This window comes from Veronia pacifica (assembly GCF_001707825.1).
GTDB classification, from domain to species: Bacteria; Pseudomonadota; Gammaproteobacteria; order Enterobacterales; family Vibrionaceae; genus Veronia; species Veronia pacifica.
This window is the reverse complement of sequence record NZ_LYBM01000009.1, coordinates 1-23,436: the sequence shown is the minus strand read 5'-3', so window position 1 is coordinate 23,436 and position 23,436 is coordinate 1. Positions and strand designations below refer to the sequence as shown.

Sequence of the window (23,436 nt, the reverse complement as noted above, 5' to 3'; positions counted from 1 at the left end):
TATCGCCAGATAAACCGTTTTTTTTATATAAAAAAACGCGACCTTCATCGCGCTTTTTTATCATTTATCCAAATCGTCACGTCACCTCAAACCTGAAGACATGAAACAGCGTGGCTATCACCGCCTTTCAGTACAGGTTTTTGTTGCGCACAAGACTCTGTCGAAATAGGACAGCGGGTTCTGAACACGCAACCTGATGGTGGATGCATAGGTGACGGTAGATCGCCCTCCAACAACTGAATCTGTTTTGAACGCTCTTTATCTGGATCTGGAACAGGCACTGCTGACATCAGCGCCTTGGTGTATGGATGCTGAGGGTTGGCAAAAAGTTTATCGCCTTCTGCCAATTCAACCGCATTGCCAAGATACATAACCAAAACACGATCAGAGATGTGTTTAACAACTGAAAGGTCATGCGCAATAAAGATAAGGCTCAATCCCATCTCTTTTTGCAGCTCTTTAAGCAGGTTAACAACCTGAGCTTGAATAGAGACGTCCAGTGCTGACACAGGCTCATCGCAAATAACAAGCTTCGGCTTGAGAATAAGAGCACGAGCAATACCAATACGCTGACACTGACCGCCTGAGAACTCATGCGGGTACCGGTTTATTACATTAGGTAACAAGCCGACTCGCTTCATCATGGCTCTGACTTGTTCCTTGACTTCATCATTACTTAATTGCGGATAAAATGTTTTCAGTGGCTCTGCAATGATCTCACCGATCGTCATCCGTGGATTAAGCGATGCAAGAGGATCCTGAAAAATCATCTGGATCTCTTTCCGCTTCTCGCGCTTTTGGCTCGCTGGCATGCGCGTTAAATCTTCACCCAGCCAAACCGCTTTACCATCAGTTGCTTCAACAAGGCCAATAATCGCGCGTGCTAAGGTAGATTTACCACAACCCGACTCACCGACCACGCCTAGCGTTTCACCTTCAAAAAGACGGATATTTACGCCATCTACTGCCTTAAGCTTGCCCGGTTTAGTCCAAGGCCACGAAGATGCTGGCATAATATTAAAGTGAACTTTCAGATCATTGATATCCAGCAATAATTTCTTTTCTGCGACTGTCATTACCACGTCCCCTGATCAGAAAAACACGCTCTTAGTCTGTCATCGGCAAATGGTTTGAGCTCAGGTGTTTCTACCCGACAACCAGACTGCACACGATGACACCGGTCCTGATAAGGACAACCCGGAGGAAGCTGTAATAAATTTGGCGGATTACCAGGAATAGTTGGTAGAAATTCACCTTCCGTATCAAGACGCGGTATTGCTTTCAGCAAACCTTCTGTATACGGATGACTTGGGCTATAAAATATCTCGTTGACCTTGCCATATTCCATGGTTCGGCCAGCATACATAACTAATACTTTGTCACATGAACCAGCTACAACACCCAAGTCGTGAGTGATCATGATAATGGCAGTATTAAACTCTTTTTTTAGTTCGTTGAGCAGTTCCATGATCTGAGCTTGTACTGTCACATCAAGCGCTGTCGTGGGCTCATCTGCAATCAGAAGTTTTGGTCGGCATAGCAGTGCCATCGCTATCATCACACGCTGACGCATACCGCCTGAGAATTCATGTGGATACATAGTGGCACGCTTGCGAGCTTCCGGGATTTTGACCGCTTCAAGCATTCTGACTGATTCTTCAAAAGCCTCAGCTTTGCCCATGCCCTTATGAAGCATCAAGACTTCCATCAGTTGATCGCTGACTTTCATGTAGGGATTAAGGCTGGTCATTGGATCCTGAAAAATCATTGAGATTTGTTCAGCACGGATTTTGTTCAGTTCCGCCTCAGGCAAGTTAAGAACTTCACGACCTTCAAAAGTCGCGCTGCCCTTTGTTATACCGTTTTTAGCCAGTAACCCCATAATGGCAAAAGCTGTCTGGCTCTTACCTGAGCCAGACTCTCCAACAATACCAAGGGTTTCACCTTTCTCCAGCGAAAAATTCAGATCATTTACTGCAGTAACAATGCCATCTTGGGTCGCAAATTCAACGCGTAGGTCTTTTACATCTAACAGGCTCATACATCCTCCCTATCGATCTTTCGGATCCAAAGCATCACGAAGACCGTCACCCACAAAGTTGAAGCAAAACAGTGTTGTCACCATGAACAGTGTTGGGAAAACAAGCATCCAAGGGGCAAATTCCATTGTCTTTGAACCTTCGTTCAGCAACGAGCCCCAGCTCGTCATTGGCTCCTGAACGCCAAGTCCAATAAAACTCAAGAACGATTCGAAAAGAATCAGACCAGGTATAGTCAGTGTTGAGTAGACAGCAATGATGCCCAAAACGTTTGGAACAATGTGTCGAGTAATTATTTTCCATTGACTAACACCACATACGTGCGCGGCTTCAATGAATTCTTTATTTTTTAGGCTGAGAGTTTGCCCGCGAACAATACGCGCCATGTCCAGCCAAGACACCATACCAATAGCAAGAAACAGTAAAACAATGTCTCGGCCAAGTATGGTCACCAGGACAATAACGAGGAACATAAAGGGAATTGAGCCTAATATCTCAACAATACGCATCATAACTGAATCGACACGCCCTCCCAAAAACCCTGAAGTTGCACCGTAAAGTGTACCGACAGTAACAGCGATCAGTGCCCCTAAAATACCGACCATTAGTGAGATTTGTCCGCCCATTAAAGTACGAACAAAGAGGTCTCGTCCAAGACTATCAGTACCAAATAAGTGACCATCTTCAGCAAGACTTGGTGCTGCATAGAGCGCGTTCCAATCTGTATCATCGAAGGCATATTTGCTCAACATCGGTCCAAAAATCACCGCTAAAGTAATTAGACCCAAGACGCATAGACTTGCCATAGCCGCACGGTTTCTTCTGAATCGAATAAACGCATCTTGCCAAAGGCTGCGACCTTCAATTTCCAGTTGCTCAGATAGCTTCTCTACGGTTTCTATTTTTTCTTTATGTGTCGTCAACATAACGCAGCCCTTAATAACGAATCTTTGGATCAATAGCGGCAAGAATCACATCAACAATGGCGTTGAAAGTAATGGTCAGTGTGCCGATAAGAATGGTGATGCCGAGAACCAATGAGTAATCACGGTTAAATGCTGCCTGAACAAAGATTTTGCCAATACCGGGAAGACCAAATACTGTTTCAATTACAACAGAGCCAGTAATGATACCCACCATCGCAGGCCCCATGTATGAAACCACAGGCATTAGAGCTGGTTTGAGGGCGTGTTTAATAATGATGTAGCCGTAACCCATACCCTTCGCTCTAGCGGTTCGGATAAAGTTACTGTTTAGTGTTTCAATCATGCTTCCACGGGCAATCCGGGCAAAAGCAGCCGCATAAAGAATCGACATGGCAACAACAGGCATCACCATATATTCGAGGGAGCCATTAAACCAACCGCCGGCTGGCAATACGTTTAACTGAATGGAGAACACATAAATGAGGATCGGGGCGAAAACAAAGGAAGGCAACACAATACCTAACATTGCCGAAGCCATGATAGTGTAATCACCCCAGCTATTTTGCTTTAAAGCACCGATAGTACCTGCTGTCACTCCTGCTAGCACTGCAAAAATAAAGGCATATAAACCAATCTGAGCAGAAACTGGGAAGGCGCCGCTAATAAGTTCTGTGACTGTGTAGTCTTTGTATTTGAAAGATGGACCGAAATCACCTTGGAGAATATTGCCTAGATAATTGAAATACTGTTCGGCCAACGGTTTATCAAAACCGTACTTTTCATTTATGTTATCGATAATTTCTTGTGGGAGAGCCTTTTCAGAAGAAAAAGGTGTTCCGGGCGCAAAACGCATCAAAAAGAAAGAGATAGTGATCAATACCAGTATGGTAGGTATCGCTTCTAAAATTCGCTTAAAAATAAACTTCAACATAACTCAACCACGCATGTTTCTTATGAGACAAAGCCAACTCTCTCTTGTACCGAAAGAGTTGGCTTCTCTAAGCTAATACTTAGTTAGCTTTTAAATAAAGGTCCTTGGTATAGATGTTGCCTTCAGCGTTTCCATATGGGAAACCACCTACAGAAGGCTTGATAAGGCGAGTATTGACATATTGGTAGATAGGTGCGATTGGCATATCTTCCGCAAGCTTCGCTTCAGCATCTAGGTACAGTCTGTTACGCTCATTGTCAGATGATGCAGACAACGCAGTATTGATTATCTTGTCATAGTCTGTGCTGCCATAGTGAATACCGCCGCTGGTATTCGTGCTTTGCATTAGCGTTAAGAATGTTGAAGCTTCATTATAGTCACCACACCAGCCTGCACGTGCAACTTGATAGTTACCTTTACGAGTAGTGTCGAGATACGTCTTCCACTCTTGGTTTTCCAATGTCACTTTCACACCGAGACGCTTCCACATAGAAGCAAGTGCAACAGCAATTTTCTTGTGTGATTCGCTAGTGTTGTATAGAAGGGTGAAATCAAGTGGGTTCGACTGACTGAAGCCTGCTGCTTCCAGTAGTTTTTTAGCCTCTGCATCTCGATCTTTTTGTGTCAGTTTTGCATAGTCTGGCTTAACAGGATCAAAACCGTCTGTGATCTCAGGTGTTAAGAAATATGCTGGCTTTTGACCGGCACCAAGTAGTGCGTTAGAAACTACGTCTCTGTTGATTGCATATGATAACGCTTTGCGAACACGAGCATCATCAAATGGTTTAACACCAGTGTTGAAGCGATAGTAATAGGTACAGAGACTACCTACGACAGAAACGCTCTCAGGATGTTGTTTTTTAAGGCGCTTAAAATGCTCCGGTGGAATTGAACTTGTCAGCTCAAGTTCACCAGCAAGGAAACGGTTCATCTCAGCATTTTGGTCGTCAATCGGTAAGTAAGATACCTTATTAATGACAGTTTTAGCGTCATTCCAGTAGTTTTTGTTGCGCTCAAGAACAATCCGCTCATTCACAACCCAATCGGTCACTTTATAGGCACCATTACCTACAAAGTTTTCAGGCTTGGTCCACTGGTCGCCGTATTTTTCAACTGTTGCTTTATGTACAGGACTAACAGTTGTGTGGCCTACCATTTTCACGAAGTATGGTACTGGCTCAGACAACTTAAATTCTAATGTATAATCATCAAGCGCTTTCACACCCAAAGTGTCGGCTGGTTTTTTACCAGCAACAATTTGATCACCGTTCTGAATACGCATTATTTCTATATACCAAGCGTATGGTGAAGCCGTTGCCGGGTCAGTAACTCGCTTAATAGAATATTCAAAATCGTGTGCTGTTACTGGGTCACCATTTGACCACTTACCATCTTTGCGCAGGTTGAATACGTATGTTGTATCGTCAACTTGCTTCCAGCTTTCTGCTGCACCCGGGATCGTTTTACCGTTTTCATCCTGAATAACCAGTGTTTCTAGGAGATCACGGGCAATGTTCGATTCTGTCACACCAGAAATTTTGTGTGGGTCAAGAGACTCAGGCTCCGCACCGTTACCGCGAAGAATTTCTTGCTTCGCTGCCAGCTTTACACCGGCTGGAACATCTGCCGCAAAAGAGGAAAAAGAGGTTGCTGCGACTGCCATGCCTGCACTCATCATAAGTGCTTGAGTTATTTTGTTCTTTAACATTTAGAACTCCAATCTGTCCGTAATTGCATCCATGTCCTCTCCCTGTCCCAACCTTAAAAAGTGATAGCCAAACACTGAGCCATCAACAGGTCGGAGGTGGGAGAACTGCTTTGAACATTACCAAGCATCAAAGTAATTTACCATAAACAGAGCTTAAAAAGTTACATTAAACCAACATATGAGTCAAACTTAATACATCATCCTGTAATAGTGATGATATAGCAGTCTAAAACCCCATAAAAAATAGAATTAATATAATTATTGGCGAGAATTAACCATTGAGGAGAGTTTTTTAAGCAGATTCTTCTAGGAATAATGCGATCAGGTTAAATTTTGAACGGTCATTTGTTCTACTGGCAGTAATTCTAACCACGCATTAAAACGCATTTTTTTGGCATGAGAATTCAGATCTTGTTTCAAGATTGCCGCTAAAGATTTCATAAATTTCAATATAAAAATGTTAGGCCCAACCAAAAACAAACAATTAACATGTGATTAACATCATAACAATTGGGGCTATAAATCATGCCACTGACTACAGGAAAATGTTCTCACAGATAGCAATTAAACAGATAAAAATGCCAGCTATTGTGTTAGCTGGCATCTGGAAATAAAAGTTTACAGCCTGATTATTTTTGCTGCTCTTCAAGATTTACTGGATGTTGTTTTTCATTATCTTCGTTTTTCTTTTCCACTATCCCAGTTTGAGTCATATCACTCGCTCTGTCTGGCAATACTTCATTCATCATTTGCTTTAATCGCTTGCTTGAATAACGTCTATGCTTCATGTGGAACTCCCATTCGAGTAGTACGAGAACAATTACTTGTGCAAAGTAAGTCTAGCAAACCATTCAAATAACGTGATATTCACAAATGCGACATCCCTTTTTCACAGACTAATATCCCTATTTTCTCCCTACCTCCACTGTGACCTTCGCTATTAGCATACTTTATGTGTGGGAATAATCACGCTTTTCCACTTAGTTGGATTGTCAAATACGAATTTAAGGCTGATACTTTCATTAAACACATGTTATTAAACAATAATCCCATGTGTTTAATGTTCAACAGTAAGAACGAAAAGGTAATAAAGCTTATGATGCCAGTCGGTTCTCAGTCTCGTCCTCTCAGCTCACGTGTGAGACATGGTTTTGTTCCTTGCTCTAGCAAGAAAAACAAAAACGAAGCGCCGAAGAAGTAAATGTAGGGCCTCATGCATTCAGTGAGGCCTTATTTACTTTATTGACATTATATACCTCTGTTTTAAATAGATTTGTTATTAATGACAAAATTCTTATTATCCCTTACAGGTCTAATTTCTCTTGAAAAAATAAGTATACGACTAACGTTGTATTTGTAGTCACTCCAAAACTTCTTTTTAACCCTTCACTAACAGATTAATAACAAAGACACTCGTCTTACTCGTTAGCCTTTGGCTGTCATAGCGAGCTTCAAGCCATTTTTTACAATTTTTCAAGGATCTGTAAATGAAACCTAACAAACTGATGCAATGCCTTGCGCCAGCAGCATTCGCAACATTAGTCAGCCCGGCAGTTTTTGCTGCCCCCGGCGCACCGCAGATTTCATGGATGAATACTGACTTCGCAATTGTTGAGGTAAGTCAGTCAGCATCGGCGTATAAAAGCTTGGTTACAGTTAAAGATGCCGCTGAAGTTCCAGTCTCATGGAACCGCTGGTCAGGCGATGCGGGCAACCATTGGCGAGTACTACTCAACAACGAAGTTGTCTATGAAGCAGATATTACTGAATCAGCCACTCAGAGCGGCAGCACAACCCTGATGGTCAAAAAAGGCGGTCAATATGCAATGACTGTCGAACTATGTAGTGGTGATTCAGCAGACAGACAGTGTACTGCCAGTGCGGCGAAAGACATTGTGGTCGCGGACACTGACGGCGCACACCTAGACCCGTTACCGATGAATGTTGACCCCAATAATGGTAACTATGACACACCAGACAACACAGTCGTTGGTGCTTACTTTGTTGAGTGGGGTGTATACGGACGCAAGTTCTCGGTAGACAATATTCCGGCTCAAAATCTTACTCACATTTTTTATGGTTTCATCCCAGTCTGTGGCCCGAATGATTCTCTGGGAGAAGTTGACAACGGTAGTAGTCTGGCTGCATTAAATCGGGCCTGTGCTGGTACTGGAGACTATGAAGTGGTTATTCATGACCCATGGGCTGCGGTGCAAATGCCACAACCTCAGTCTGGACATAGTTTCAGCACTCCGTACAAAGGTACATACGGTCAGTTAATGGCACTTAAACAACGCTATCCAGACCTGAAGATCATCCCTTCAGTAGGTGGCTGGACGCTATCTGACCCTTTCTATGATTTCGTTGATAAGTCTAAACGAGATATTTTTGTTGCCTCAGTGAAGCGTTTCCTTCAAACCTGGAAATTCTACGATGGTGTTGATATCGACTGGGAATTCCCGGGCGGACAAGGCGCGCATCCGACCAAAGGCGATCCACTTCGTGATGGACCAGCTTACATTGCACTCATGCAAGAGTTGCGCGAGATGCTGGATGAGCTAGAAGCTGATACAGGTCGCGAGTATGAACTGACATCGGCCATCGGTTCTGGCTATGACAAAATCGAAGATGTTGACTACGCAGAAGCTGCGAAGCACATGGACTTCATCTTAGCGATGACTTATGACTTCTACGGCGGCTGGAGTAATGTAGTCGGTCACCAGACTGCACTTAACTGTGCGAGTCATGTCTCTGCTGGAGAGTGCGATGGTACTGGCCGTGATGATAGTGGCAAACCGCGTAAAGGTCCCGCTTACACAACGTCCAACGCTATTGATTTGCTTCTCGCACAGGGCGTGCCAGCTGAAAAACTGGTTGTTGGAACAGCGATGTACGCACGAGGATGGACTGGTGTAACTGAAGCTTCAATGTCTGATCCTTCCAATCCTATGACGGGTGTCGGTAACGGTAAAGTTGCAGGCTCTTGGGAAGATGGCGTTATTGACTATAAAGATGTGGTAACTCGCTATATCAATAACCCGAATGTAAAAGTCGGTTACGATGAGCAAGCTGAAGCGCCTTACGCTTGGGATCCATCTAACGGTGACTTGGTGACGTATGACAACGAGCGTTCTGTCTTGGCAAAAGGTGAGTATGTTCGCTCACTCGGACTTGGTGGTCTGTTTGCTTGGGAAATTGATGCAGATAACGGTGATATTCTTAACGCGATGCAGGAATCACTGAAAGGCGGAGGCTGTGGCGATAATTGTCCTCCACGCAATAAAGCACCTATCGCTCGTGCAGGTGACGATGTCAGTGTCAAAGGTCCAAGCCTTGTTACACTTGATGGCAGCAGCTCATCAGATGCAGATGGTGAAATTGAAAAACATCAATGGACGCAAACATCCGGTCCGGCCTTAACTATTACCGATGCGAATACTGCCAATGCCTCAGTGTCAGTGCCAGAAGTACAAAGTGACACCACGTATGTTTTCACCCTCACGGTAATTGATGATAAAGGTGCTACCAGCTCAGATTCAGTATCAATCACTGCTCTGGGTGAAGGAGACACGAACAAAGCCCCTGTCGCTAACGTAGTCGCACCTTCTATGGCTAAATCTGGCGATACAGTGACTCTGGATGCCACAGGCTCTACTGACCCAGATGGTGACTCTCTGTCATATGATTGGACAGTGCCAGCAGGTGTTGATGCACAGTTCAGTGGCGGCGTCGTGACCTTTGTTGCGGGAAGCTACTCAGTTGATACTGCATTAGTATTCTCAGTGAGTGTCTCTGACGGCAAACTGTCAGACAGCGTGAGCGCAACAGTTACCGTTGAAGCAGTTGACGTAGGTTGTGATAACGCATGGGATAGCGCTGCTGTCTACACAGGCGGTGATGTCGTGACCCATCAGGGTAAAGAGTATTCAGCGAAGTGGTGGACACAGGGCCAAGAGCCAGGAACAACTGGTCCATGGGGTGTCTGGAAACTCGTTGGTGACGCTAACTGCCAGTAAGTATTAAATCGAAAGAAAAATAAATAAGCTATGTGTGGCTACGTCACAAAGAATGTAGTCAACTAGCGAGCAAAAAAACGCAGCATTATCGCTGCGTTTTTTTATCTAAAAATAAAAGTAGAGTGATTAGGTCACCAGCGATCAGCTGCAACATCATCAGATGCCTTTGCCTCAATCCAACGCTCTTCATCCTTTAGCTGCTCTTTTTTCCAGAAAGGTGCACGGGTTTTTAAATAGTCCATGATGAATTCACATGCTTCAAAAGCCGCTTTGCGGTGAGCACTGCTGACTCCAACGAAGACAATCTGCTCGCCCAGTGCTAACTTTCCAACACGGTGAATGACTCGTACCCTATTTAACGGCCAGCGTGTTTTCGCCTCCGACACAATGCTACTCAGAGACTTTTCGGTCATTCCCGGATAGTGTTCCAAAGTCAGTCCTGTTACTTCGTCACCAAGATTCATATCCCTGACTTTGCCAACAAATGTTACTACTGCCCCGTCCGCATTGTCGCGATTGAGATTTGTGTACTCATCGCCAACGCAAAAGTCTTTCTCCTGAACAGAAATCACCTCAGCCCCCTGTCACAGGCGGAAAAAAAGCCACCTCGTCACCATCTTTAACTGGCGTATCCAGCGATGCGATGGTCTGGTTGATTGCCACCAGGAGTTTTCCCTGCTCCAGTGCTAACGCCCACTTTCCACTCTGTGCAGCCAAATGTTGACGCACGGCTTCGGCAGTATTAAACACTGGCTCCAGTTCAACTGCAGCAGTACCAGTGATTTCTTTTACTTGAGCAAAAAATAAAACCCGAATCATGCCTCAACCTTGAAGTGGCCAGATTTGCCGCCAGTTTTCTCTAATAAACGGACTGAACTTATTACTATGTCTTTCTGTACAGCTTTACACATGTCATAAATGGTCAGAGCAGCGACAGAAGCTGCTGTTAATGCCTCCATCTCTACACCTGTTTTTCCTGTCAGCTTGCACAGAGACTCTACTCGGACCTGCGATGAATCAGGGAGCGGTTCAAGTGAAACCTCGACCTTAGACAACATCAAAGGGTGGCAAAGTGGAATCAGATCCCAAGTGCGTTTAGCGGCATGGATACCAGCAATTCTCGCTGTAGCAAAAACATCACCTTTGTGATGTTTTCCCGACAAAATCAGCGCTAGTGTATCTGGAGCCATATCGATGAGAGCTTCAGCACGTGCCTCACGAACAGTTTCACTTTTAGAGGAAACATCAACCATGTTCGCTTCACCAGATGCATTTATGTGGGTCAGTTCAGACACTTTATTTACCCCAGATGCGGTATGAAATTACAAGGCTTGTGGCTTGCATCCAATTGCTCTTTGACAATTTTTGTCCAGCCCGTTTTACAAGCACCTGTCGAGCCTGGCATAGCAAAAATAACCGTATTATTAGCGAAACCAGCAATTGCACGAGATTGAATCGTAGATGTACCAATTTCTTCATATGAAACGGCACGAAACACCTCACCAAACCCTTCTACTTGCTTATCAAATAATGGTGTTATCGCTTCAGGTGTGCGGTCGCGAGCTGTGAAGCCGGTACCGCCCGTGATCAAAATCGCTTTTATAGTATCTGAAGCAATCCACTGTGAAACGATAGATCTGATTTGATACTTATCATCAATAACAATTTTTTTGTCTGCTAGGTGATGCCCCGCTTCTTTCAGTGCATCTGCCAGATAACCACCCGACGTATCTGTTTCTTCTGTACGGGTATCAGACACGGTAAGAACGGCAATGTTTGCTGGCTTAAAACTGCTGACCGCATGGCCCATGATTGTTTCCTCAATAAAACGTTATGGTTGAAATTTATATTAGCCGCCAATATAGGCAAGATTTGGAGTCATTCCAGTGTATCCATCATCTAAAAAGTGGCTTACTTTTTTATCTGCTAACTGGGTTTGAATAGCCGTGATCAGTTGGTCACGCTGACTGTCTTCCTGAAGGAGATCCCTCAACTCCACACCATAATCACCAAAAAGACACATGTGTAGTTTACCAAGCGCAGATACCCGTAGTCGGTTGCAGGTCTGACAGAAGTCTTTCTTATAGGGCATGATTAAGCCAATCTCACCCTGATATTCTGGATGCGTATACACCTCAGCAGGGCCATCGTTGGCTTCTCTGGCCTTCATCAACCAGCCATTGGCAATAAGATAGTTGCGAATGCTGATGCCTGATTGATGATATCTGGAAAAGAAATCATCCATGTCACCAGTTTGCATCAACTCAATAAACCTTAGTTGTATGGGGCGACTTTTGATCCAAGAGAGAAAAGCAGGCAATTCGTTACTGTTGAGATCCTTCATCAAAACAGCATTAACCTTGATCTGGGGAAAACCAGCATCAAACGCAGCATCAATCCCTGCCATTACTTCAGTAAATTTATTCTCACCAGTAATTTGGTGAAACATTCTGGAATCGAGGCTATCAACACTTACGTTTATATGGGTCAGGCCAGCTTCTCGCCAAACAGCAGCCTGCTTAGCAAGACGGTATCCGTTTGTGGTCGTTGCGACTTTCTCAATGCCCGGTTGCTCAGCGGCAACAGCAATCACATCAGAAAAGTCTTTTCGCAAACTGGGCTCGCCACCTGTGATCCTGACTTTTGTCGTGCCACAATGAGCGAAAGCCGCGATCACACGACGAATCTCTTCAAGCTGTAAAAAACCTGAATTTTTTCCCTTGGGTTTGTAACCGTCAGGGAGGCAATACTGACATTTGAAATTACAAACATCAGTAATAGAGAGACGCAAGTAATAAAACTTGCGCTGATAACTGTCTTCTAATTGCATTGCAACTAATCACCTTTCCAAGTTCGGGAGACGGGAACATTTCTATTGCCCGCCCTGGTGATCGCGAGATCACGGCCAACTTTACATATCGGGCTAAGCCCTGACGTAGCAAAGAAAGCTTCGGTTTTTGGTCGCCTGCTGACAAATTACAAAATGTAGTGTGATGCCAGCACGTTATTTGAATGTAAATCGGGATTTCAAGAGTAACAAGAGAACGGGTTAAAAAAGAGAAAAAAACGCCTTGTCGCGTCAAATTTTCAATTAAACTATCTTATCGTTGACACAGATCAAAGGAAGATTACTTAAACGCTTCCTACGTTTATAAAGAAATATCGTTAATGAGCACCTACCAACAATTTAATCGTCTCTCGGATTTCATGTGAATTCAACAGGAGTAAACCATCAAAGTAGGCATCTGTTTTTGCTTTATTGAAAAGTTGTCATATAACTTTAAGTAGTAAGTAATTACGAGCCGAACATATAAAGTACATGTTCACAGAGTCATTCAGCATGACCCGAGAGGAGAAAGCCCATGCCAGAAATGATGCCACTGATCTTCAGTCGACGTCATGTTTTGCCTTCGGGGCGTCTACCTCTTCTCGTTTTACCGGGTGAACAACAAAACACTTTGGTTCACGCTCTCAAAACGAATCAGGAGTTTGGATTGGGAATGACCTCTCCAATGGCGAACTCCATTATCACCAAAGTTGCTATCGAAGATTTCAGTAGCAGAGACGGTAATCGTATCATGCTGATACTCCGTGGTTTGAGCTGCTTTAGAGTGAATCGAGTTTTTGAAGAAAGTGAAGGCGTATTGACCGGAGAATGTACACTTTTGCCGGACTGGCCTCAGCAAGACATTAGCGAGGACACTGAAGCACTGGCAAATAGACTACTGATATTATTTGAGCGCTTCCCTGACCTCCAGAAACTCTATGTAGATACAGAATTTGAGAACCTGACTTGGCTTTGCCAGAGATGGCTAGAACTGTTGCCTCTGTGTGCCAAAGAAAAACAAATTCTGGTCGCAAGTGATTCATGCAGAAGTACGTGCGATTATTTAATGAGTCTGATGGATAAAACTAACTAACATCACATTTTCAAGATGGATTTTTCAAACACAGGACGGATTATTCAGACAGAAACTGGAGCTGTAGTATTATTCCTCCGACATCATTTACATCTCTCTTCAAGATCGGACGTTTCATGAACAGCAGTCTAACAACCCCTCGTTTCGTCGCTATTGGCGGTGGCCATGGGCTCGGTAGAGTACTTTCTGCCCTGACTCACCACGGTGAGAATGTCACGGGTATCGTGACTACCACAGATAATGGCGGCTCTACAGGCAGAATTAGAGCATGTCAGGGAGGTATTGCTTGGGGAGATACCCGCAATTGTATCAATCAGCTCATCACAGAGCCCTCCACCGGATCTATGCTTTTCGAGTATCGTTTCAAAGGAAATGGAGAGCTAGATGGTCACAATCTCGGTAATCTGATACTGACAGCCTTAGGCAACTTGTCTATTCGTCCCCTTGAAGCCATCAATCTGATCAGAGATATGTTGAAAGTGGACACACATATCCTGCCGATGTCCGAGCATTCAGCTGATCTAGCCGCAATAACGAGTTGCGGTGAAATTATTAGTGGAGAAACGAGCGTTGATGAACTTGAAAAACCGCCGAGTCGCTTGTTTATAGATCCACCAGTGCCTGCCACTCATGAAGCTGTGGAATCCATCGTAAATGCTGACATTATTTTGTTGGGACCGGGCAGTTTTCTGACCAGTGTTATGCCCCCTCTCCTACTTCCAGAAATTGGTAGGGCGCTGAAAACAGTGAAAGCAAAGGTTATCTTCATATGTAACCTAGATGCTGAAACAGGCCCTGCGGGCCAAATGACCCTGAACACTATGCTGCATTGGTGTGAGCGTGCTATGGGCGGAAGAAAAATCGATTTGGTATTGGGTGAGGAAGATAGGCCAGAAATAGATGAATGTTATCACTACAGACGTGAAAAACTTGCCTCTGCCAACCACAGATGGCGGCATGACAGAGACAGTCTATCAAAGGCTATCGAGCAGATGCTCATCAATAGCTAACGCACGGTATTCGGTTGCGGCACCTTTTAACATAGATGTGAGTTCGGGGAGATGGTCCCTGACCCACACATCCTGACCAAGTTTCACTCTGGATTCACACTCCTGAGCAAACTCCGCTAAATCATCCGCACCAAAACTCGCTGCGCTGCTCTTGATAGCATGACTGATATCTCTTACATCGGAAACACTGGGTTCATGTGATAATTGTGATTGGTAACGGTTCAACTCATCGCTGAAAACATTCAGTAAAACGGTTACCGTCTCTTCACCAACTTCCGCCGCAAGGCGACGCAGTGTCTCCCGATTTATTGTCGTTCCCATCCGCTATTCCCTGTTACTTTCCTGAGACAATTGCCAACTTTGAAGCTTACGATATATGGTTGATGGACTGACCTCTAGGAGGCCCGCCGCCTGCGAAATATTTCCCTCGCATATATTGATAGCCTCTTCAATTGCGCGCTTTTCTACTATCCAGAGCGGCTCTATGTCAGCTTTTGTAGTCACGACTGCACAGTCGAAGTACTTTCACTGACAACCGACTCTGGTGTTTTTCGCGGCCTACCGGAGCTTAATGCAATTTTAGCACCAGAAAAGTCAGATAATGGAGGTGGTAACATATGTTCTGTGACTTCCTCTCCATTATGTAAAACAACTACATTTCGAAGGATATTCTGTAGCTGTCGAACATTACCCGGCCAGTCATAGCTGAGTAACCTTTGTCTCACTTCAGGACTAAACCTAGAAAAACTTTTATTTTCCTCGGCTGAAAAAAGGGCGAGTAATGAGTGAGCAATATCAATAACATCTTGCCCTCTCTCTTTTAATGGTGGCAGTGCTAATGGAATAACATGCAATCGGTAGTACAAGTCTTCGCGGAAGTTTCCTATTGTCACTTCTTTCCATGGATCGCGATTTGTCGCACAAATAAATCGTACATCTACCTTTTTTATTTTGGATGAGCCAACCTTCTGAAACGCACCTGTCTGGATAAAACGCAGAAGTTTTGACTGCAAATCGAGGTCCATTTCACAAATTTCATCAAGGAAAAGTGTGCCTCCATCTGCCAACTCAGCGGCTCCCTCACGATCGACAACAGCGCCGGTAAAAGCACCTTTCACGTGACCAAACAATTCACTTTCAATCAAGTCTTTAGGTATAGCTGCACAGTTTATGGCAACAAAAGCATTTTTCGACCGTGAACTGGCTGAGTGGATCGCCTCAGCACAGACTTCCTTACCTGTACCGCTGTCGCCAGTAATAAAGACGGTTGCCTTACTTGGCGCAGCAGACTCGATAACCCTATAGACAGCTTGCATAGCAAGACTGCTACCGATAAAACCGAAGTAAGAGCCCTCTTCATCGTTATCTAGGTTGGGGACAGAATCACCTTTGGGTTTCAGTGCTTTATTGACTGTCATCCGCAAAATGTCAGCCTCACAGGGTTTTATTAAGAAATCACTGGCACCGTGTCGAATGGCTTCAACAGCAGCATCAATAGAGCCGTGAGCTGTCATGATTATCACTGGTAAATCAGGGTGTTGTTTTCGAATGTCAGACAACACCTCAAACCCCGAAATGTCCGGTAGCCTCAGATCGAGCAATACCAGAGAGAACTGATGCATTGTCGGGAGCAAGGCTAATGCCGCACCGCCCGACGTTACCACGTCAACCTTGATATCCAGCGGATTTAGGTAAGACTTGTATAATGCAGCGACCGACGCAGTATCCTCTACCATCAATATTCGTTTATCTGCAAATGGTTGTTGCATTCTTCCTCCAGCCCATTTCCATGCTGAGAATCACGTCGTTACGTTTGAAGTTATAACGATAATAGTTCAAAAAATTGCCCATGAAGCGTTTTGCGTTGCAAAATGCGAAATGAAACTCTTTCAATCTGGTAAAACCATGAAAAAAACAGTCACATTGGTCAAATAAAAAATGGCACGCAATATGCTTTGATTATTGTGACCCTTCTGGGTCACCTAGCCAACTGACGTTGTTTGTGAGCAATTCGTTCACTCAAACAAGATAGCCAGCCACTTTTTGGGCTGGCTTTTTTTTATCCACAATCAGCTATTATTGATAAACAATTTACGCAGCTCAGTGATCTGATCTCTCAGTGCTGCTGCTTGCTCAAATTCAAGATTCTGAGCAGCTTCGTACATTAAACCTTCCAGCTTCTGAATTTCTGCGTCCAGTTGTTGTGGCGTCTGAGAAGCATACCCACCGTCAGGTTCTGCAACCTGGCTAAGTGCTGGAATGGGACGTGATTTTTGGCTCTTGCGTTTCCTGCCGCCAATTTCCATCACATCCATGACTTTCTTGTTCAGCTTTTGAGGAACAATGCCGTTGGCTTCATTATATGCCACCTGCTTTTCGCGGCGCCGTTCCGTTTCCTGTATTGCACGCTCCATCGATCCGGTAATACGATCACCGTAAAGAATCGCTTTACCATTAAGATTACGTGCAGCACGACCTATAGTCTGGATTAATGAGCGATCAGAGCGCAAGAAGCCCTCTTTATCGGCATCCAGTATGGCAACCAGCGAAACCTCTGGCATATCCAGTCCTTCCCGTAATAGGTTGATACCAACCAGAACATCAAATTCGCCAAGCCTAAGGTCGCGAATGATCTCAACTCGCTCAACGGTATCGACATCAGAGTGGAGATAGCGCACCCTGACACCATGCTCTTCGAGGTACTCTGTGAGATCCTCAGCCATTCGTTTGGTCAAGGTGGTGACCAGAACTCGTTCATTTTTATCTTCACGAATCCGAATTTCAGACAACAGGTCGTCGACTTGTGTTGCCACCGGGCGTACTTCAATTTCAGGGTCCAACAACCCTGTTGGTCTGACAACCTGATCCGCAATATCGTCGTCCGATTTCTCAAGCTCGTATTTTCCGGGTGTGGCAGACACATAAATGGTTTGTGGTGCCAGGGATTCAAATTCGTCAAATTTTAAGGGACGGTTATCAAGCGCTGAAGGTAAGCGAAAACCAAATTCAACCAGTGTTTCCTTACGAGAGCGGTCCCCTTTAAACATCGCACCAATCTGAGGCACGGTAACATGTGATTCGTCAATGATCAGCAAGCCGTCGGCGGGCAGATAATCGAACAGGGTTGGTGGTGGCTCGCCTTCATCTCTTCCACTAAGGTAACGAGAATAGTTTTCGATACCTGAGCAGTACCCCAGCTCAGTCATCATTTCGATGTCAAAAGATGTCCTTTGCGATATCCGTTGCTCTTCTAACAATTTGTTGTTTTCTAACAAAACCTTCTTACGGTCTACTAACTCTTCTTTTATGTTATCAATCGCCTCAAGAATCTTTTCTCGCGGCGTAACATAGTGAGTCTTAGGATAAATCGTGAATCGCGGCAGGTTTCGCTCGGTCATTGAGCCTGTCAGCGGATCGAAGACGCTAATATTTTCAACTTCATCATCAAAAAGTTCAATCCGCACTGCATCACGATCGGACTCGGCAGGAAAAACATCAATAACCTCTCCCCGGACCCTGAATGTACCCCGGGTAAATGCCTGATCGTTACGAGTGTACTGTAACTCTGCCAGTCTGCGCAGGATCTGACGTTGGTCGAGCATATCGCCACGACGAACATGCAACATCATCTTTAGATAAGAGTCTGGATCACCCAAACCATAAATGGCAGAGACAGAAGCAACAATGATAACGTCTCTCCGCTCCATCAGTGCTTTAGTTGCAGACAGGCGCATCTGTTCAACATGCTCGTTAATTGATGCATCTTTTTCTATAAAAGTATCTGTCGTGGGAACATACGCCTCAGGCTGATAGTAGTCATAGTAGGAAACAAAATACTCAACTGCGTTGTCGGGAAAAAACTCGCGCATTTCTCCATAAAGCTGAGCTGCCAGCGTTTTATTCGGAGCCAAAACCATGGTCGGTCTGCCAGTCTGCGCAATCACATTTGCCATGGTGTAGGTTTTACCCGACCCCGTCACTCCAAGTAGCGTCTGATGAGCTAACCCCGAATCAAGACCATCCAACAATTGAGCAATAGCTGTCGGCTGGTCACCCGATGGTTTAAAGGGAGATTGCAGCTTGAACGCTTTTTCCATGATTTATCCTGAGTTATTTTTGGTTAGCACTTACTATTTTGATGACACATGAGATGAAGTCAAATACTTACTGCAACAGCTTTTTCGGTAAAAAGAACACATAATGACTTCCATGTACTGCCATTACACTGCAGTATTTTGTTCAATACGTTGAGTCACAGCAATCTGGGTTGACTTATTTAGTACGACCCGAGAACATCACCGCCAATTGTATTGGCATCCATTAAGTCGACTGCGCACGGCTTAAGCCAAGAAGCGGATAGACCTTTGCTTCTTGATATGGTGTTTATCTCGCAAAAACCAAGTGGAGACGTAAATGACAAAGGTAGCAATTGTAACAGGTGGCTCTAAAGGTATTGGGCTGGCCATTGTTAAAGGTTTAATCTCACAGGGCTACCAAGTCTACAATCTAGATATAGTATCGGGTGATACACAGCCATTTATCCGATGCGATATCACAAATTCCGCTGAAGTCACTGCAGCAGTAAAGCAAGTGATTCTCGAAGCTGGTCGAATCGACACACTAATTTGTAATGCAGGGATCCATTACAGCGCAAACATTGAAAATACCACTGAGGATGAGCTCGATAGAGTAATGGCTATCAATGTAAAAGGTGCCTACTCCGTTATTCGGGCCTGCCTGCCAACGATGAAAAGCCAACAGGACGGCAGTATCGTCTTAATTGGTTCAGACCAGTGCCATATCGCTAAACCTAATTCGTTTGCGTACAACCTAAGCAAGCACGCCCTCGCCTCAATGGGTAAAACTACAGCCATTGATTACGCAGACTTTAATATTCGCGCAAATGTCGTATGTGCAGGTACGACAGAAACACCCTTATATCATCAGGCCATCGATAATTACTGTGCTCGTTCCGGAGCAAATAAAGAAGAGGTACACAAAGAAGAAGCAGCACTTCAGCCTCTAGGACGCATTGCACAGCCAGAAGAAGTCGCCGACTTAGTCATCTTTCTCGCCGGCGATAAAGCGCGTTTCATAACAGGTAGCCTATACAATATCGACGGCGGCTATACGACGCGATGAGAAAAATCATTGATCCTCACCTTCATCTTTTTGATCTTGAACGTGGCAATTATCACTGGCTAAAGCCAGAGAATCCACCGTTCTGGTCTGACAAAGCGACGATTAATCGGCACTTCGGTGAGGATTCACTAAGACCTCCAAAGGACATAGAACTGGCTGGCTTCGTTCATATCGAGGCAGGTTTTGACAATCAAGCACCTTGGCGAGAGGTGGAGTGGCTGGAGAAGACGGTCGACCTACCATTCAGGTCTATTGCCTGTGTCGATCTGACACAATCCGAATCGATATTTCAGCAGAATATTTGCCAGCTAAAGGCCTACCCCTCTCTGACAGGAGTGAGGCATATCCTTGATGAACAGGCGTCAATCCTATTAGCAAAACCGGAAGTCATTGCCAATCTTGCATATTTGGCTGAGCAAGCACTCCTCTTTGAAGCACAGCTCAGTGGCAGTGATGAAAGAGGTGTTGATGCATTGGTGGCCGTAATCAAATCAATGCCGAGATTGAATGTCATACTCAACCATGCCGCTTTTCCTGCTATCCATTCGATGGATCAATGGCATCTGTCCATGCAAAAACTGTCTGCACTCCCTAATGTATTTGTTAAAGCATCAGGCTGGGAAATGACAGACAGGGCATTTCATTTCACATTTGTCTGGCAGGCTCTGACACAGCTCATTGGATATTTTGGGATTAAACGGGTCATGCTGGCGAGCAACTTCCCACTGTGTCTGTTTAGCCACAGCTATAAGGAACTCTGGCAGCAATATTGTCGAGCATCGCTTTCAGATGGTGCATTGAATAATATTTTGCACGATAACGCCTTTCGGCTTTACCGGTTCGACAATTAAAAAAACCAGCCAAATGGCTGGTTTTTCTCTCAATCATTGCTGGTTACTTCACGGTAATACGTGGTGAACGGTTAACGACCTCGTCATTGAGTTCGATGCCTATTCCCGGCGCTTCTGACACTTTAAATGTCCCGTTTTCTGGCTGTGGATCTTGCAAACAGAGCTCTCGGTTCCATGATTTTATCGCATAGGTGTGATGCTCATGGATAAGGAAGTTAGGTATAGCTGTTTCCAAGTGCAAAGACGCCGCCGTTGCTACCGGCCCACCACACACATGAGCCTGGATACGGACATCAAAAATATCTGCGTAATCACATACCTTCTTCGTTTCTGTAAATCCTCCACACAAACCAATATCTGGCTGGAGCACATCAACGCTCTGATCTTCGAGATAAGGACGAACACCCCAGCGATTATACAGGCGCTCTCCACCTGCAATAGGAACGGCGACTTTATCTGCCACTTTTGCATGCAGTGAGTGGTTTAAGTAGTTCACTGGCTCTTCGTAGTACATGCAATCAAACTCTTCGGCGATGGCCCCCAACTGAATAGCAGTTGTTGCACCGGGAAGACTGTGACATTCAAAGATAATATCTACTTCATCACCAACAGCATCTCGAATTGCTTTCATTCTTGCGCGGTAAAGTTTCATTTCAGCACGAGAGATGATTTTTGTACGCTCGTAGTAGGTATTGCCGTCTTTGTCGTACATGATAGGGTCAACTTTAACCGCATCATATCCCTCTGCGACTGCTTTTAACGCAGCCTCTGCATATTCTTCCGGCTGTGATAACGCCTTAAACTCTTTGTCCCAATCGAACTGTAACTGAGAAGCATAGGTTCTCAATTCATCATTTACTTTGCCGCCCAGTAATTGATAAACAGGGAGATTAAGTGCCTTGCCTTTGATATCCCAAAGCGCAGTATCTATCGCACTCATCGCAGCATAGACAACCGGACCGCCGCCCAGCCCCCAGAAGCTCTCTCTCAACATTCTGGACCAGAGTTTCTCAGTCTGGAAAGGGTCATGACCAATCAGAAAGGCCTCTGCCATTTCCTTAATCATATTTGCAGCAGCACTGTGGCCTAAATCATAAGCAAGTCCTGCTTCACCTACTCCAGAAATGCCCTCGTCGGTATGAATCCTGATAAACACCGGATTCCACGGTGGACGCTCCGGACAGTGAATATCGAAAACTTCAACCGAAGTAACTTTCATCCTTGTTCTCCATTATGTCTTTGTTCGTTTCGATGCAGCTCACGCTTTCGCGGGCTGCAATATAAATGTATCGGAATTGCTACTCCATAAAACCCGGGTCAAGACGTCGGGCTTTCCGTAGCAGTGAAGGCCAAGCTTTTTGGCCCCCTGTCGCACCAGAGTGAACAACTTTTGCCTGAGCATATATATTATCCTGAATCGCTTGTGGGACAGGCATCACCTCCTGACCCGACGCCTGTAGCATCAGTTGAACTTCACAGGCACGTTGTAAGTCGTACATACGCATAAATGCATCCCCGACACTCGGACCCACCGTCAATGCGCCGTGGTTAACGAGTAGCATATGATTTTTGTCACCGAGATCGTCCTGCAGGACTTTTCTCTCATCCTCATCTACCGCTAATCCTTCATACCTGTGGTAGGCCATGGATGGTATTGAGAACATTGAATACTGAGAGAGGGGTAAAAGACCCTCTTTTTGCGTCGCGACGGCCATTGTTTCGTTGGTGTGTAAATGCATGACACAGCGGGCATCTGGCCTCACTTGGTGAATTGCGCTGTGGATCGTGAAGCCAGCAGGGTTGATAGTAAAAGGACAGTCATCCAGCACGTTACCATCAAGGTCAACTTTCACCAGGTTTGAAGCTGTTACCTCATCGAAAGCCACACCGAACGCATTGACCAGATAGGTGTCGGTGTCCGGTATTTTTACCGAAATATGCGTATATATCAGGTCATCCCAGCCCATATGGGCAACCAGCCGATAGCAGGCAGCAAGATCAATCCTGAGTTGCCATTCAATATCGCTAACCTTATTTTTAAGATTCAACTGTGGCAGGTCGTGCACATTCATCTCCTTAACTCTCTATGAGCAATCACATTACCTTGTGTCATTACGCAGATCGACACAAGTTCAAATTGGAGTGTCTTTGAGATTACTGTATGAAAACACTCTCTTGTGTACAACTGTAGCGAGATAAAACAGGCTTATTCTTCATTTGAAACGGCTTTTAAAAACGTATGACGATGATTTAACGAACGAAGCGAATAATTATCCACCGGCACAAAGGAGGTATCCCATGCGGTTAAAAGTGGAAAACTTTGGTGATTAACACACTTATCCACAGAATTTGTGGGTAACTACTGTAATGCCAATCGCTTTTTGACGTCCGAAAAGTCAACAATTTTTTGAGGTAATTCAGTAAAATTTGAGCAACCGACGAATTAACCACCAAATTAGACCTGAATCACAGTTTTACAGTCGGTATACACAGTCGATGTATGGTCAAAGGAAAGTGAAAAACACTTGAGTTGACTATATTTTGAGCGATCTGTATTTATGCGCAGTAACGATGACCTGTAACGGTTGAGCACTGTTCCTAAATAGCCCTCGAGTGCCATCATTTTTGAATCAATATGAAAATGTATCTGCTTTCGAGACGACGATGTGCCCACAGCCTCATTGGCTGCTTTTTCACAGGCAGTTTAGTTGCTTTTTCTCTTGCTGCTCAGTGAGCCGAGTCCATCAAACAAAAGAAGTTGTGTATAGGATGAGCAACAGCTTACATCTTCTCGACGGTATTTTGACCAAACAGCCGCCGTATATAAAAATCTTGTTTAAACAGAGTTGACAGCAATCATTGGCACCGATAATATTCGCCCCGCTTTCGACGA

The 23,436-nt window shown here is 44.7% G+C and carries 20 protein-coding genes, 1 pseudogene and 1 riboswitch; of the genes and pseudogenes, 5 read left to right on the top strand and 16 right to left on the bottom strand.

Going from position 1 to position 23,436, the window contains the following annotated elements; translation table 11 throughout:
- Positions 1-86: 86 nt before the first annotated feature.
- The 6 genes from oppF to A8L45_RS24475 form a co-directional block, all read right to left on the bottom strand.
- Entirely contained in the window at positions 87-1,076 is a 990-nt protein-coding gene (oppF, locus tag A8L45_RS06830) for a murein tripeptide/oligopeptide ABC transporter ATP binding protein OppF (RefSeq protein WP_068900551.1), read from the bottom strand.
- Positions 1,076-2,041 (bottom strand): ABC transporter ATP-binding protein, encoded by a 966-nt coding sequence (locus tag A8L45_RS06825; RefSeq protein WP_068900549.1) that lies wholly within the window; start codon positions 2,039-2,041, stop codon positions 1,076-1,078. Before A8L45_RS06825 ends, oppF begins: the two co-directional genes overlap by 1 nt.
- 9 nt (positions 2,042-2,050) lie before the next feature.
- Entirely contained in the window at positions 2,051-2,962 is a 912-nt protein-coding gene (oppC, locus tag A8L45_RS06820; RefSeq protein ID WP_139122328.1) for an oligopeptide ABC transporter permease OppC, read from the bottom strand.
- A 13-nt stretch (positions 2,963-2,975) separates the two neighbouring features.
- Positions 2,976-3,896 carry an oligopeptide ABC transporter permease OppB gene (gene oppB / locus A8L45_RS06815; RefSeq protein ID WP_068900545.1) on the bottom strand — a complete coding sequence of 307 codons (921 nt, stop codon included), beginning with the start codon at positions 3,894-3,896 and terminating at the stop codon, positions 2,976-2,978.
- A 79-nt stretch (positions 3,897-3,975) separates the two neighbouring features.
- Entirely contained in the window at positions 3,976-5,604 is a 1,629-nt protein-coding gene (locus A8L45_RS06810) for an ABC transporter substrate-binding protein (RefSeq protein WP_068900543.1), read from the bottom strand.
- A 629-nt stretch (positions 5,605-6,233) separates the two neighbouring features.
- On the bottom strand, positions 6,234-6,392 hold the full coding sequence (locus tag A8L45_RS24475; RefSeq protein ID WP_175401932.1) for a hypothetical protein: 159 nt from the start codon (positions 6,390-6,392) through the stop codon (positions 6,234-6,236).
- A gap of 699 nt (positions 6,393-7,091) precedes the next feature.
- Between A8L45_RS24475 and A8L45_RS06805 the strand changes: the two genes are divergently transcribed.
- A complete protein-coding gene (locus A8L45_RS06805) occupies positions 7,092-9,620 on the top strand; it encodes a glycosyl hydrolase family 18 protein (protein ID WP_068900541.1) in 2,529 nt (842 codons plus the stop codon).
- Positions 9,621-9,751: 131 nt separating this feature from the next.
- Here the strand turns inward: A8L45_RS06805 and moaE are convergent, their stop codons facing one another.
- The 5 genes from moaE to moaA form a co-directional block, all read right to left on the bottom strand.
- On the bottom strand, positions 9,752-10,192 hold the full coding sequence (gene moaE / locus A8L45_RS06800) for a molybdopterin synthase catalytic subunit MoaE (RefSeq protein ID WP_068900539.1): 441 nt from the start codon (positions 10,190-10,192) through the stop codon (positions 9,752-9,754).
- 1 nt (position 10,193) lies between these two features.
- Complete coding sequence (moaD, locus tag A8L45_RS06795; protein ID WP_068900537.1) at positions 10,194-10,439, bottom strand: molybdopterin synthase sulfur carrier subunit; 246 nt, start codon at positions 10,437-10,439, stop codon at positions 10,194-10,196.
- Positions 10,436-10,915 (bottom strand): cyclic pyranopterin monophosphate synthase MoaC, encoded by a 480-nt coding sequence (moaC, locus tag A8L45_RS06790; RefSeq protein ID WP_068900536.1) that lies wholly within the window; start codon positions 10,913-10,915, stop codon positions 10,436-10,438. Before moaC ends, moaD begins: the two co-directional genes overlap by 4 nt.
- Positions 10,916-10,920: 5 nt before the next feature.
- Entirely contained in the window at positions 10,921-11,430 is a 510-nt protein-coding gene (gene moaB, locus A8L45_RS06785; protein WP_068900534.1) for a molybdenum cofactor biosynthesis protein B, read from the bottom strand.
- A gap of 39 nt (positions 11,431-11,469) precedes the next feature.
- A complete protein-coding gene (moaA, locus tag A8L45_RS06780; RefSeq protein WP_068900532.1) occupies positions 11,470-12,450 on the bottom strand; it encodes a GTP 3',8-cyclase MoaA in 981 nt (326 codons plus the stop codon).
- Positions 12,445-12,588: riboswitch (molybdenum cofactor riboswitch) on the bottom strand. (Overlaps the previous gene by 6 nt.)
- 394 nt (positions 12,589-12,982) lie before the next feature.
- Here moaA and A8L45_RS06775 point away from each other — a divergent pair.
- Positions 12,983-13,540, top strand: coding sequence for an LON peptidase substrate-binding domain-containing protein (locus tag A8L45_RS06775; protein WP_068900530.1), 558 nt, complete (start codon positions 12,983-12,985; stop codon positions 13,538-13,540).
- A gap of 116 nt (positions 13,541-13,656) precedes the next feature.
- The gene (gene yvcK / locus A8L45_RS06770; protein ID WP_068900528.1) at positions 13,657-14,550 is read left to right on the top strand and encodes a uridine diphosphate-N-acetylglucosamine-binding protein YvcK; all 894 of its coding nucleotides are present in this window, start codon (positions 13,657-13,659) and stop codon (positions 14,548-14,550) included.
- On the opposite strand, the gene A8L45_RS06765 is transcribed toward yvcK, so the two are convergent.
- From A8L45_RS06765 to uvrB, 3 genes and pseudogenes are all read right to left on the bottom strand, one after another.
- Positions 14,515-14,871, bottom strand: a complete 357-nt coding sequence (locus tag A8L45_RS06765; RefSeq protein ID WP_068900526.1) for an Hpt domain-containing protein — start codon at positions 14,869-14,871, stop codon at positions 14,515-14,517. The genes yvcK and A8L45_RS06765 overlap by 36 nt on opposite strands.
- A 3-nt stretch (positions 14,872-14,874) precedes the next feature.
- Positions 14,875-16,319, bottom strand: a pseudogene (gene luxO, locus A8L45_RS06760) (quorum-sensing sigma-54 dependent transcriptional regulator LuxO).
- Positions 16,320-16,619: 300 nt separating this feature from the next.
- A complete protein-coding gene (gene uvrB, locus A8L45_RS06755; RefSeq protein WP_068900524.1) occupies positions 16,620-18,647 on the bottom strand; it encodes an excinuclease ABC subunit UvrB in 2,028 nt (675 codons plus the stop codon).
- Positions 18,648-18,963: 316 nt separating this feature from the next.
- Between uvrB and A8L45_RS06750 the strand changes: the two genes are divergently transcribed.
- Both A8L45_RS06750 and A8L45_RS06745 read left to right on the top strand, forming a co-directional pair.
- Entirely contained in the window at positions 18,964-19,692 is a 729-nt protein-coding gene (locus A8L45_RS06750; RefSeq protein WP_068900522.1) for an SDR family NAD(P)-dependent oxidoreductase, read from the top strand.
- The gene (locus A8L45_RS06745) at positions 19,689-20,543 is read left to right on the top strand and encodes an amidohydrolase family protein (RefSeq protein ID WP_068900520.1); all 855 of its coding nucleotides are present in this window, start codon (positions 19,689-19,691) and stop codon (positions 20,541-20,543) included. The genes A8L45_RS06750 and A8L45_RS06745 overlap by 4 nt, the downstream gene beginning before the upstream one ends.
- A gap of 43 nt (positions 20,544-20,586) precedes the next feature.
- Here the strand turns inward: A8L45_RS06745 and A8L45_RS06740 are convergent, their stop codons facing one another.
- Positions 20,587-21,762, bottom strand: coding sequence for a mandelate racemase/muconate lactonizing enzyme family protein (locus A8L45_RS06740; RefSeq protein ID WP_068900519.1), 1,176 nt, complete (start codon positions 21,760-21,762; stop codon positions 20,587-20,589).
- Positions 21,763-21,841: 79 nt separating this feature from the next.
- The gene (locus A8L45_RS06735) at positions 21,842-22,615 is read right to left on the bottom strand and encodes a class II aldolase/adducin family protein (RefSeq protein WP_068900517.1); all 774 of its coding nucleotides are present in this window, start codon (positions 22,613-22,615) and stop codon (positions 21,842-21,844) included.
- Positions 22,616-23,436 lie beyond the last annotated feature (821 nt).